The organism is uncultured Campylobacter sp., from assembly GCF_938045225.1.
Taxonomy (GTDB): Bacteria; Campylobacterota; Campylobacteria; order Campylobacterales; family Campylobacteraceae; genus Campylobacter_A.
The window spans coordinates 1-12976 of record NZ_CALINL010000220.1 but is presented as its reverse complement, the minus strand read 5'-3'; the positions used below and the strand labels follow the sequence as shown (position 1 = coordinate 12976).

Sequence of the window (12976 nt, the reverse complement as noted above, 5' to 3'; positions counted from 1 at the left end):
CAAGTCCATTGCTCAAAACTGCTCTATGGATGGCTCGCTACTACGCCACACCCCTTGCGACCACATTGCAGACAATCTTGCCGCGCGGCCTCACAAAAAAGCGCCGCACAGCAGCATATTCCCGCCAAACGATTTCGCGGGATCGAACACATTATTTACTCAACAAAGATCAGCAAGCCGCCGTTGATACGCTCACGCAGCGTACAAATGGAACAGTCTTGCTGCACGGCGTTACCGGCAGCGGCAAAACCGCTGTTTACATTGCCTACGCCAAGCATATTATGACGCAGCAAAAATCCGTCATCATCCTTGTGCCAGAAATCGCCCTCACTTCGCAGCTTATCGCAGAGTTTGAGCAGCATTTTTCCAACATCTTACTAACTCACTCGCAGCAAACCGAGTCTGCGCGCCATCAGATTTGGCTTGACGCTCTTCGAAGCACTATTCCGCGTATCGCCATTGGTCCTCGTTCAGCACTCTTTCTGCCGCTTGCCCATATTGGCGCTATTATCATCGACGAAGCGCACGAACCAAGTTTTAAGCAAGATCAATCGCCACGATACTCGGCTTTGCGCGTCGCCGCCACGCTTGGCACGCATCATGGCGCGCCCGTTATTCAAGGTTCAGCAACGCCGCTTATCGGCGAATACTACCTTGCTACCCACACCAATAGCCCGGTCATTACGCTCCCTCGCCGTGCACAAGCCGCTCCGCCGCCGCACGTCAACATCATAAATATGACATCAAAAATAAATTTTGTTCAGCATCGTTTTTTATCCGACTCGCTCCTCGCCCGCATTACAGTCTCGCTTGAACGCAAGCAGCAAACACTCCTTTTTCACAACCGCCGCGGCAGCGCCAGTACGACACTCTGCACTAACTGCGGCTGGTCTGCGATCTGTCCGCGCTGCTTCGTGCCATTCACACTCCATATCGACAAGCACATACTGCAATGCCACATTTGCGGTAACACGGCACCCATTCCAACTTCTTGTCCTGATTGCCACGAAACTGATATCGTTCATAAAGGCATCGGCACGAAACTTATTGAATCAGAGATTAAGAAATTATTCCCGCACGCAACCGTTGCGCGCTTTGATGGTGATACCGCCGCCACGCATACGCTTGAGAAACGTTACCAAGAACTCTACGATGGCACAGTTGATATTATTATCGGCACACAAGTCGTCGCTAAAGGGCTTGACCTGCCGCACCTTGGCGCTGTCGGCGTCATTCAGGCGGACGCCGGGCTCGCTTTGCCCGACTTTATGGCGCGCGAACGTACCTTTCAACTATTGTCGCAGGTCGTCGGGCGTGTCGGGCGCACCAACCAGCAAACTAATGTTGTCATCCAATCATATCAACCACACGACGAAACAATCCGTACTGGCGCTGCACAGGATTATACTGCTTTCTATGCTACCGAACTTGCTAGGCGACGTAAAAGCCATTTTCCGCCATTCACTTATTTGCTCAAACTCACGTGTATCTACAAAACCGAAAAAGCCGCCAAAAAGCCCGCAATAACGGCAAAATTTGCAAAAATGCGAAGGCAGACGGCTAGCTGAAGTAAATTTAACAAGAAAAATAGCCTATGCGTCGCTAAAAATCTAGCCGTAACCAGCGCCAAGACTCTATCGTCCGCCGTTTGGCGGCGTTCCCGCTCCCCGTCTTGCGCCGCTTTTTCGTTTTGCTCCGCATTCGTCATTTTCCCTCCTCATTTTGAGCGTTTGGTTAAATTCCCGTTCGTTTTCGCCGAGAATTTTGCAACGCTGCTTGTTTCTAGCCTGCAGATTTTTTTAAATTTGATCCCTTAAACCGGACTTGATCAAATTTAGCCTGCGCCTATTTCGCGCTTAAATTTGCCGCTTCTTTACTCCGCTTTCGAATTTGCGCGGACTTCTGCGGCTAGCCGCGTTATCCGATTGCGTAGCGAGCTAGCGACGGCGATCTTTTCGCGGCGAGATTTTAGCAAATTTAGCGCCTCATCAAAGCCCATCCCCGCGTAAATCACAAGCCAAGCAAGCAGCACCGACGCGCTCCTGCCGTAGCCCAGCGCGCAGCACACCAGTACCTTTTTGCCGTTTGTCTCGGCGGCTAGCTCGTTTGAGTCCGCGAGAGTTTGCTCCTCGCCTTCGTTTGCCGAGCCGCGCGTTTGCAGGTTTGCCCGCGAGCCCACTTGCCTATGAAATTTCAAATTTCGCTCATTCGCGTAGCCGTTTGCCTCGGCGCTAAAAATTGATCCTAACTCCACCGCCGTTTGCGACAAATTTTCGCCGCCGCCAAGAGTCGTTTTTACTATCCGCTCAAGCTCATCTGCGCCGCGCCTCAGTTCGGCCGCGCCGGGCGTTATCATATCTAGCATAGGCAGGCTCGCGTAAATTTGCGCGCCGCCCGGCCGCTCAAACTCGGCAGCACAGTCTAGCATCGCGTCAAATTTGCCCACCTGCTTAACCGAGCCAAGATACAGCCCCGGCAAAATCTCATCTGAAAGCCGGCGTCCGCGCAACCAAAAGAGCGCATTTAACCGCGCTACGCAAAGATAGGGAAAAAGTAAGGCTTTAGCCGCGGCGGCGTGACGGCCTTGCCCGTTTTTAGCAAAAACTCCCGCGCCCAAAAACGCGTAACCGCAAGCAATCAGCGCGAAACTAAGGCTCGCCCACGATAGCCACAGCATCCACGCGCCCCAAATTTTAGCCCCCGCAATCGCCGCAAACAGCGTCAAAAACGCAAGCCCCAGATATAGCGCCGCCCATTTGTAGCGCGCTGCGTCCGCGGCCACGGCAAATCTAAGCGGCTCGCCATCTAGCGGGCGAATCAGTAGCACGAAGTAGCCCGCAGCCAGCCCCGTCGGAATGTCGATAAAATGGTGCTGATACGTGGTCAGCACGCTAAGGCCGATGAGCGCAAACCACGCCGCAAGCGCCGCTTTAAGCCAAACCGCGCGCGCCTTGCGAAGGTAAAACGTGCCCACCACGACGCAAAGTATGATGTGCAGCGACGGGGCTTGGTTAAAGGGAAGGTCAAAGGCGGCGAGGCTCGAGAACAAAAAGCCGCTAAGGCCCGAAACTGCGGGCTTTTTCCACGACATTTGCAGAGGAAAAATGATAAAAAATAGCGTCGCGATCACCTGCGCGGCGAGTAGCTGCGTGACGTAGCGCGCGAGCTCACGGCTGTCACGGCAGAGGAAAAATCCAAGCGCGTAGAGTAAATTTAGCGACCAGTACGGCACGATGCTCCACGCCCAAAACGGCAGCGCGCGCTCCCATGCGAAATAGATCTCCGGCACGTTCGCGCGAGCGCTCGCGAGGGCGTTCGTGGCGCCGTAGCTAGCGTAAAATATCGCCGCAACGACGACTAGCGCGGCCAGCTGCGATAAAAACTGTTTTGTTTTCATTTTTGCCTTTTTTGCCAATTCTATCAAATTTTAGCAGATTTGCGCTTTGGCGGATTAACGATTCGAGATCGCTCGCTTGACGTAAATTTTACTCACCGAGACCCGCATCTTTAAGGTGCTAAATTTGGTTTGGTTAAATTTGATGTTGTGCATTAAGCTTTTGCACAAATCAACCTTTCTTGTTAAGGGGGAAGGGGCTTGAATTACGAGGTCGCTCCCTTCCCCCTTAACAATCCCCTATCCCATACGACGTGAGAGGTTGCTGCGCTTTGCGCAGTTTTATCCCGCGCTGCCGCGCCACACGTTTTTTTAGTTTAGCATTTTTTGCGGTGCGGGTCTCGGTGAGTAAAATTTGCAAATTTGAAATTTGATTATAAGAAATCAGGGCGAAGTATCGTGAGATGATTTTAAATGTTTTGAAGTAAATTTCGTCCCAAGACTAGACATGTAGTCTGTCGCAGGGCGAAATTTACGAAATCATTTAAAAGCGCTCGCGAGACGAGCCGCAGCAAGGCTAAATTTTAACGGCCAAACTCACGCTAAATATCCCATCCCCATCTATCCATTCGCGCACCTTTTTAAATCCCGCCTTTTCTACGAGCTGATCCATCTCGGCTTGGCTGCGGCGGCGCATGATCCACGCAGCGCCCTGCCTATGACTGGATAGAGCGCGCGCGATCATCTCTAGCTGTGGGTGCCACGGCTGGTTGGTGTAGATAAGGTAGCCGCCGCTTCTTACACTGCTTGAAAAGCCTTGTAGCGCGGTGCGCACGACCGAGTTATCTGGGAAAAGCTCAAACAGCCCCGATACGACGCCTAGCGTATATGCGTCCTGCAGGTCCTCGTAGCTAGCGGCTTCGAACGCATTTGCCTGCGTAAAGCTCGCGACATCCTCTAGGCCGCGCTCTTTTATCATTTCGCCGCCCGCTTTTACGTTTATGTCGCTATAGTCGCGCAGCGTTATGCGCTCAAATTTATGCCCCTGCGCGGCGTCTAGTATGTATCTGCCGTGGCCCGAGGCGATGTCTAGCAGTCGTAGCGGCTCGCCGCGCTCCTGCAGCTCTGCTACGGCTTGGTCGATGGCTAGCTTGATATTTCGCTTGCGCTCTCTGATGCCGCGCCAGCCGATGGCGTTTAGGTAAAATTTGTCGATAAATTTGAAAAATTTATTCGCCCCTTGCGGCTCGTTGCGGTAAACGTAATCAAGCGTACTGCCGCTATCGTAGCCCGTATTTTCGCCGATCTTTAGCCCGCCGACCCACGGCGAAACCGCCTGCATAAATATCCGCTGAAATTTAAACCGTAAATTTTTCAGGCTAAATCTCGGTAGCGGCGTAGCCAGCCTATCGGCCTCCTCGCGGCTAAAGCCGTATTCGTCCGCATGCGTGCAGTCCACCTCGCTAAAAGGCGCGCTAAACCTCTCGCCGACGAACTCGCGCACGATCTCAAACGCCCTCTCCCGCTCGCTCTCGCCCAGCGTATCGTGGTAAAATCCCTCTAAAATCTCGCGCCTTTTTACGCGGGCGCCAAGAGCGTTGTAAAACTCGTGCTGCGGGGCGTGCTCCACGACCCAGTCATCGCCCGAGATCAGCAGCAGCGTAGGCGTCGTGATCGCGGCAGCGTCCGAAACCACGCGCTGTGCCGCCTCGTAAAGCCCCAGCAGTATGCGCACCGAGATCGCGCGAGTTATGAGCGAGTCGGCATCGTAGCTGGCCTGACGCTGTTTGTCGTGCGTGAGATAGTGCGCCTTGACGTAGCTGTTTACGAAAAAATTTCCGCGTGCGCGGTAAATCGCCTTTAGACCGGCTCTGGCAAACGGTACGTAAAGCTTCACGCTAAACGCGGGACTAGCCAGCACCGCGCAGCGAACGTGCGGAGCGTAATCGTGCAGCCACGCAGAGACCAGCACCGCGCCCACGCTTTGAGCTATCACGGCTAGATTTTGCGTCTCAAAGCCAAATCTCTGCTCGATATGCGCCACAAACTCGTCCACGTCGGCGATGAGACGGCCGATACTTGGCGCGTCGCCCCGCTCGCCGTCGCTCCTGCCGTGTCCGCGCTGATCCCACGCAAAATAGCTCAAACTCTCGTCTGCTAGCCCGTCCGCTACGTGCGTCGTCCTGCCCGAGTGCTCGTGCCCGCGGTGAAATATCGCTACGGCTTTGGCGTTTGGCGCGGCTTTAAATTTGAGATTTTGCTCGGCGCTTTCGCTCAAATTTGACGCGCCGCATTTGCTGGTTTCGTTTAAATTTGAGTCCGAGTTTTTGCCGCCGTTTGATAAATTTTGCTCATCAAATTTGCCTTCGCCGCCGAAATTTAGCTCCGTATTTTCATCCGCGCCGACTGTTTGCTCGCTAGCCAAATTTGACGTTTCGCTTGCGGCTCCGGCGCTCAAATTTGAGCCCTCAAATTTACCATCCTCGCTCAAATTTATTTCATTTGCGCTCGGGTTCTCGCACGCCACGTCCGCGGCCAGGCGGTATCTGTAAAATATCCTCGCCCCGTCGCTCGTTATAAAATAGCTCTCTTTAAACTCCATTTTTCGCCTTTCTTGCTTAAATTTATCGATTTTTACGCTTATTTTATCCTAAAATGCCCTGTTATCTCGTAAACATTTAGCACGTCCTCTTCCTGCGCGCCAAGCCCGATGTTATGGATCACGAGCAGGGTTTTGCCGCCTGCAAATTTATCCGAAACTATACCGATATGCGGCCTGCCGTTATCCAGCCGCCACGTCACGATATCGCCGGCTTTAAACTCGCCCTTCGCCTCGTATCCCTTACGTTTTAGATAGGTAGCGATGTTTGGCACGCGGCGATGATCGATGTTTTTGTCGGTCTTTTTCGCGCCCCAGTTTTTTGGATAGACGCTAAAATTTGCGCTCATATCCTCGTGGATGAGCCGCTGCAGATCGATATCCTGTCCGCGCAGCGCCCTAACGACGACGTCGGTGCAAACGCCCTTTATCATATCCACGTCGCCCATCGGATAGGCTAGCCTTGAGTACGAAGGATCGTAAAACAGCGTCTGCCCGACCTGCGCTCTAGCATCTTGCACGAGCTTTTCGGCCGAAAATGCAAAGGCAAAATTTGCCGTCAGCGCTAAAAGTAAAATTTTGCTCCAAATTTTCATCAAAACCTCACGCGTAAAAATATCTAACTATGTGAAAAAATATCGGCGCGGCAAAGCACAGCGAGTCCATACGGTCAAGCATCCCGCCGTGCCCGCTGATCATATAGCCCCAATCTTTGACGCCCAGATCGCGCTTGATCGCCGACATAACAAGCCCTCCTAAAAAGCCCATCATACAAACAGCAAGCCCGATGAAAAAAGCCCCCGTCGCGCCAAAAGGCGTGAGATGATGCAGACACGCAGCCAGCGCGCTAGCGCTAAGTACGCCGCCCGCAAAACCAACCACCGTCTTAGACGGACTGATGCTAGGTGCGATCTTGCGCTTGCCAAAAAGCTTGCCCCAGATATACTGCAGCACGTCGCTAGATTGCACGACCAGGATCAAAAAAAGCATCAGCTCCATGCCGCTGCCATGCTTAAGATCCAGCAAAAGAAGCGCAGGGATGTGCGAGATGCAAAAGACGCAGATCATCAGCGCCCACTGGATCTTCGTCGAGCGCTCTAAAAAATATGCCGCATCGCCGCAAATAGCCGCCAAAATCGGCAAAAACAAAAATCCGTAAACCGGGATAAATATCATCGCCATCGCGTACCAATCGGCATAGATAAAGATATACTGCACGGGCAAAATCACGTAAAAGCACGCCACGAGCGCGATATGATCGCCCCTGCGGATGTAGATGAGCGACAAAAACTCGCGCAATGCGGCAAACGAAACTAGCAAAAACAAAAATATTACGGCGTTTTTACCCATATACGTAAACGCAAAAATCACCAAAATCATCGCCCACCAGGCGTTTATGCGCGAGGTCAAATTTGAGACGGTTTTGTTCTCGGCGCCGAATTTCGCCTTTAGGATAAAGGCAACGGCGCTAGAGACGACCAGCACCGCGATGAGTCCTAAAAATAGATTTAATATATGATTTTGCGGGTTCATTTTAGTGCCTTTTGGTTAAATTTGAAGCTAAATTTGACGCCTGTTTCGGAGCGCTCCGAGCGAGCCGAATTTACGCGCGTTTGGTTTGCCGTGCGGACTGCTTGATTGGTTAATTTTTTTACGCGGTTTAAATTTGTGTTTAGGTCAAATTTGATTTGCGCAGAGGCGAGCGTTTTAGCCCGTGTTTCGTGCTTAAATTTGACGCTTTTGGACGCCGTTTTAAAAGGCTCGCCGTTAAATTTGCCGTAAAAATCGGTCGCAAATTTCCCCTTTTCATTTGACGGGCTTGCGAGGCTTAAATTTACCCCCGCAGCCAAAGCCGTCGCGCTAGGCTTTCGTTCTATCATTTTGCGTATCGCTCATCGCTAGCAGCGCGTCCTGCGCCTTTTGCAAAAACTCGCCCTTGCCCTCGCCGCCGTAGGTTATCTCCTCGCCCACTATCAGCTCGCAAAGCAGCGGAATAGGCACGAAAAAGCCCTTAGGCAGGACGTTTCGCGCATTTTTGATCCATACGGGCACGAACGAGACGGCGGGACACTGCTGCGCCAGACGGAAAATCCCGCTTTTAAACGGCTGTAGCGCTAGATCGTCGTCCATCTTGCGCGTGCCTTCGGGAAAGATGATGAGAGAGTGCGTCTGCAGCGCCTCGCTCATTTGCGCTAGCGCCTCTAGCGGATCTTTGCGGCGACTTATTAGCACCATGTTAAACACGTTTTTAGCAAGAAATCTGCGCACGGGTCCGCTCTCCCAGTACTCCGCCGCCGCGACGGGGCGCACGCGCTTTCTCGCGCGGTAGGGCAGCGAGACGAAAATCAGCAAAAAATCGCCGTGGCTAGCGTGGTTGGCGTAGTAAATTTTAGTGCCGTCGCCGATGTTTAAAAGCTCATGCGGCGGCCGTACGCCCGTGATAAATATCGTGATGCGGCAAAGGATAAAATCAAGCGCTGCCGCTAAAAACTCTTTCATATTTTTCCTTTTTATTTTTAAATTTGCCTTGTTTGCCCGCCAAATTTGACGAGCGACGCAGATTTGCAGTAACGCTTACTCGCGAACAAAGCCGGTTTTAAAGCCCAGGATTTTAACTCGTAGACGCTCATGATACTCCAAATATAAGCTTAACGAAACCTCGGCAGATTTAGCTGCGACTCTAACTTGCCGTCTACAAAACCCTTATCGATTTTAAAAATATGATAAATTTCTTTTATAGAAATATCGCTTCGATTGTTTTTGTATTTTTGCAGTATTATACCCAAAATTCGCATTCTTTAAGCGAAGCAAGCAATCTCATCCTTACGCCTGATGGTTGCTACGCCTGGGAAAATACCTTTAAATTTGCCGACCTATGTTTATTGATCGTTTTGCGCGGTAACTAGTTGGCTCCACAGCCCGCCGATCTGCCATAGCCCCTGATTTAGTAGAGCCGTCAAGATTGCCATCGCTCCATAGTATCGGCTCGTTTGCTAAGCGATTTTACTATCCGAACATAGGCCGTGTCGCTCGCGATTTTGTCGTTGGAATTTTAAAATTTGACTCAAATTTGCATAACGCCCCGGCCGCCGCAAGAACTCAAATTTAGCTTGCAAAATTTAAATTCTCATTTTGTAAATAATTTTGATAAATTTTCGCTGTTTCTTGACGGCGATCAAGTCGTTATTATAAATAAAATCTTAAAATCTGTAACTAATTTTTTATAAAGGATTTTCTATGAGTTACAATCAAGAGATGTTCTGTCACCAGTGCCAAATGAGCGCGCCTGAGGGCTGCGGCGCAAAGGGCCAAAGCAAAGGCACCTGCGGCAAAACCTCGACGCTGGCGTTACTTCAAGACACTATGGTTTTCGGACTTAAAGGCCTTAGCGCCTACCGCCACCACGCGCACGAGCTCGGCGCCGATACTAGCGCGGTCGATACCGTCATGGCGGACACGCTGTATTTCACGCTGACGAACTCAAATTTTAACTTTGGCGAGCATATCGCGCAGCTGATGGCCGTCGGAAGCGCGGGCGTGCAGATGATGGATATTTTAAGCGAGGCGCATACCGCAAAATTCGGCGTACCGACCCCTGTTAAAGTAAGCCAAAACAAGGTCGAGGGCAAGGCGATTTTGGTTAGCGGCCACAACCTGCATGCGCTTGAGGCGCTACTAAAAGCAACCGAGGGCAAGGGCATCAATATCTACACCCACTCCGAGATGCTTCCTGCGCACGGCTATCCGCAGCTTCGCAAGTATCCGCATCTAAAGGGCAACGTCGGTAAGGCGTGGTTCGATCAGACCAAGCTTTTTAACGAATTTAAAGGCGCGATTTTGATGACTACCAACTGCATCGTGCCGCTTCGCTCGTCCTGTAGCTACGCAGATAGGCTGTTTGGCTATTCTATCGCTGGCACAGACGGGATCAAACATATCCAAAACGACGATTTTACGCCGCTCATCGAGTGCGCGCTTGCATGCGGCGACGTGAGCATGGACAGCGACGAGAGCCTGGTGACGGGCGGACACTACAAGACGATTTTGAGCCTTGCACCGCAAATTTTGGACGCGATCAAATCTGGCAAAATCCGCCGCTTTTTCGTCATCGCGGGCTGCGACGCGCCGGGCAAGGGACGGGAGTATTACCGCGAGCTAGCGCTTAGCCTGCCGAAAGACTGCGTGATTTTGACCTCCAGCTGCGGCAAATTCCGCTTCAACGACGTGGATTTCGGAAATGTGCCAGGCACCGAGCTTCCGCGATATATCGATCTAGGCCAGTGCAACGACAGCAACGGCGCGGTCAAGATCGCCCTTGCGCTTAGCGAGGCTACGGGCATCGCGGTAAACGACCTGCCAGTCTCGATCGTGTTGATGTGGATGGAGCAAAAGGCGGTCATCATCCTGCTTGCGCTGTTTAGTCTGGGCGTTAAGAATATCAACGTGGGCCCTACGGTGCCTGAGTTTTTCAACGACGAAATTTTGGGCTTTTTGGTGCAAAATTTCGGCCTTCGCCTAATCAGCGGCGACGCGCAGGCGGATCTGAAATACTTCCTGGGCAAATAACCGTCGCTTGGGCAATCTTTGCGGGTGCGCGAATGCTGCATAAAACAGCGCGCAGAATTTCTCGCGATTTCTCGCATGCCCGTAATCCGCTCGCACCCGCTAAATTTTAAATTTTCGGCGGGGCGGCAATTTTATAAAATTTCAAATCCGCCCTCCCGCTTCTAACTTTCATCGCGGCTCGCTTTAAATTTTATAAAAACACCCGCCTTAGCATTAGGGCAACTTCTGTTAAAAACCAAATTTGCAAATTTGACGCTCCCTTTAAATTTGATTATTTTTCGCACGGCTACCGCAAACTTTGATTTGAAATTTGATTAGCTTGCATAGTCCGTAATTTTAGCCCTATTTGCGCCAAATGTTTCTCGCGACCCCTCTGTCTCTTTTGAATATTTATTAAAGATTTTATCTGCGTATAGCGTAAGATTTATTGCTTACTCGCCCAGCCTGTATCGGGGTTTTATGAAACTATTTAAACCAAATTTGGCTACGACAATAAACTGCGCTAAATTTAATATCTTTATAGCTAGGTATTGTTTTGAAATTTATGTAGTTTAATTTATGGGCATCTAGGCGTAAATTTGCGCAAACGTATTATCCTATTTTTTAATCCATTTCTCAAATTTATGCCGAGCATTTTATTAAGCTAGCCTTTTAAACCCATTCTGACGCGGTTTATGCAGGTAAACGCAAGCAAAAATGCTACCGCATAAAGCGCCAAACTAAACCATGAGGGCAGCCACCCAAATACCGCATATATAGTGCCGAAAAGCCCGAATACGAAGGCGCGGTCGCTCTTGCCCATAGGTCCGTCGTACCGCCTGCCGCTGCCGTGCACCTGCCCTAGGACGCCCAAAAACTCACTCATAAAGGCTAGAAAAATAACAAGCGCGATAACGCCCCAGCCAAACGGAGCCACAAAAGCAAACGGTAGATAAAGCGCAGTATCGGAGATAACGTCGGTAGCTTCGTTTAGATAGCCTCCTAGCGGCGTTTTTTGATTAAATTCTCGGGCCAGCATGCCATCGATAGCATTTAGCGCCATACGTAAAAACATCCAGATAGGCAGTAGAAAAAACAAAGTAGAGACGTCGGCAAATTTGACGAGTAGCGCGCCTAGTAATACAGACAGGACGCAGGCAGCGAGCGTAACTTGATTTGCCGTAACGCCAGCGCTGTAAAGACGCCTTACTAGCGGACGAAGTAGGTTTTGAAATTTGGGTTTTAACTCGTAGATACTCATAACACTCCAAGCAATTTAAATTTTAGCATTTTCTCAAAAAAATACTTGAATAAAGTTTAATGAAGATTTGCGTGTATTTTTTAACGCTCTACTTAATTCTTTGCATTGATTTAGTCTATAGGACTTTATGGCAAACAAGATAAATCAATATTAGCTGCCGATATTTTGATAAAAATAAATCAAGATCGTATTATGGCCACAAATGTTTAAATTTCCGAACCTTAATAGCACCTTTTCTAAACTTCTATTAGTCAAAAACGCAAATATCCTAAAGCCGGATAAAACAAACAAGGTTGGTTAAATTTGTTAATTAAATAAACCATAGGAATATAAAGCCGAGAATATAACTGTAAAAATGGATTAAAAAAGAAATTAAAGCGAAGTTTAAATAGAAAAAGAATAAAAACAAAGCCCGCAACGACCTACTTTCCCGACATCCCAGTAAGGGAGAGTATCATCAGCCAGGACGAGCTTAGCTTCTTGGTTCGAGATGGAGCAAGGCGTTTCCTCGTCTGTATAGTCACGGGCAGTGTTAAATAAAAGATATAATAGCTAAATCTTTTATTTAACACTACTAGATAAAGTTAAAAGTCATAAACAAAGTTTTATAAAAATATGCCGATTTGGTTTACAAGATATGTCATGGATATTTTTCAAAGAGGTATATTTTCAACAGTAACATTTATGATAGTAATGTTTCTAGGAGTTATTACAACTCATAACAAATATACACGAAAACTTATGAGTATAAGAGGTGAAATGTCGATTATCGGTTGTTTTGCTGCACTTTGTCATAATGTGGCTTTTGGAATAAGATACTTTGTAGAATTTTTTACAAATGCATCAAAAATGAATGTATATACTAAGACGGCAACAATAATAAGTTTAATTCTTATAGCTATGATGATTCCGCTTATGATAACTTCATTCAAGTGTGTAAGAAAGAAAATGAAAGCTAAAAATTGGAAAAATTTACAAAAATTAGCATATCCGTTTTTTTACTTGATATATGTTCACTTGATGGTTTTGTTTATGCATAAACCTGAAAAACATATGCTATCAATAGTGTTATATACTGTTATTTATATGTTATATACGGTTCTTAGAATTAGAAAATGTTTAATAACCAAAAAAAGACAAAGATAAAAATCTAGACTATTGTAAAGTTAAATTACAATAGTCTTTTTTTTGTTGTAAAACATCTCAATATCTATACTCGATATAAAGCATTGTATGC

General features: G+C 48.9%; 11 protein-coding genes and 1 rRNA gene. 3 read left to right on the top strand and 9 right to left on the bottom strand.

Translation table 11 applies throughout. From position 1 onward, the window contains the following. On the top strand, positions 1-1568 hold a 1568-nt coding region (gene priA, locus Q0200_RS08010), incomplete at its 5' end, for a primosomal protein N' (protein ID WP_297940016.1). Here the strand turns inward: priA and Q0200_RS08005 are convergent. The 7 genes from Q0200_RS08005 to Q0200_RS07975 form a co-directional block, all read right to left on the bottom strand. After that, positions 1490-1708, bottom strand: a complete 219-nt coding sequence (locus Q0200_RS08005; RefSeq protein WP_297940015.1) for a hypothetical protein — start codon at positions 1706-1708, stop codon at positions 1490-1492. The genes priA and Q0200_RS08005 overlap by 79 nt on opposite strands. Positions 1709-1873: 165 nt before the next feature. After that, complete coding sequence (locus Q0200_RS08000) at positions 1874-3397, bottom strand: dual specificity protein phosphatase family protein (RefSeq protein WP_297940014.1); 1524 nt, start codon at positions 3395-3397, stop codon at positions 1874-1876. A 514-nt stretch (positions 3398-3911) separates the two neighbouring features. Next, a complete protein-coding gene (locus Q0200_RS07995; RefSeq protein ID WP_297940013.1) occupies positions 3912-5936 on the bottom strand; it encodes a bifunctional alpha/beta hydrolase/class I SAM-dependent methyltransferase in 2025 nt (674 codons plus the stop codon). Between the two features lie 38 nt (positions 5937-5974). Beyond that, complete coding sequence (locus Q0200_RS07990) at positions 5975-6529, bottom strand: DUF1287 domain-containing protein (protein ID WP_297940012.1); 555 nt, start codon at positions 6527-6529, stop codon at positions 5975-5977. 7 nt (positions 6530-6536) lie between these two features. Continuing rightward, on the bottom strand, positions 6537-7466 hold the full coding sequence (locus Q0200_RS07985; protein ID WP_297940011.1) for a phosphatidate cytidylyltransferase: 930 nt from the start codon (positions 7464-7466) through the stop codon (positions 6537-6539). Then, positions 7463-7813 (bottom strand): hypothetical protein, encoded by a 351-nt coding sequence (locus tag Q0200_RS07980; RefSeq protein ID WP_297940010.1) that lies wholly within the window; start codon positions 7811-7813, stop codon positions 7463-7465. The genes Q0200_RS07985 and Q0200_RS07980 overlap by 4 nt, the downstream gene beginning before the upstream one ends. Further along, entirely contained in the window at positions 7794-8432 is a 639-nt protein-coding gene (locus Q0200_RS07975; RefSeq protein ID WP_297940009.1) for a lysophospholipid acyltransferase family protein, read from the bottom strand. The genes Q0200_RS07980 and Q0200_RS07975 overlap by 20 nt, the downstream gene beginning before the upstream one ends. A 738-nt stretch (positions 8433-9170) precedes the next feature. Between Q0200_RS07975 and hcp the strand changes: the two genes are divergently transcribed. Continuing rightward, positions 9171-10499 (top strand): hydroxylamine reductase, encoded by a 1329-nt coding sequence (gene hcp, locus Q0200_RS07970; protein ID WP_297940008.1) that lies wholly within the window; start codon positions 9171-9173, stop codon positions 10497-10499. A 643-nt stretch (positions 10500-11142) separates the two neighbouring features. Here the strand turns inward: hcp and Q0200_RS07965 are convergent. Both Q0200_RS07965 and rrf read right to left on the bottom strand, forming a co-directional pair. Continuing rightward, entirely contained in the window at positions 11143-11739 is a 597-nt protein-coding gene (locus Q0200_RS07965) for a CDP-alcohol phosphatidyltransferase family protein (RefSeq protein WP_297940007.1), read from the bottom strand. Positions 11740-12148: 409 nt separating this feature from the next. After that, positions 12149-12267: ribosomal RNA gene (gene rrf, locus Q0200_RS07960) — 5S ribosomal RNA — on the bottom strand. Positions 12268-12354: 87 nt separating this feature from the next. Here rrf and Q0200_RS11945 point away from each other — a divergent pair. Further along, entirely contained in the window at positions 12355-12885 is a 531-nt protein-coding gene (locus Q0200_RS11945) for a ferric reductase-like transmembrane domain-containing protein (protein ID WP_366118476.1), read from the top strand. Positions 12886-12976: the final 91 nt, after the last annotated feature.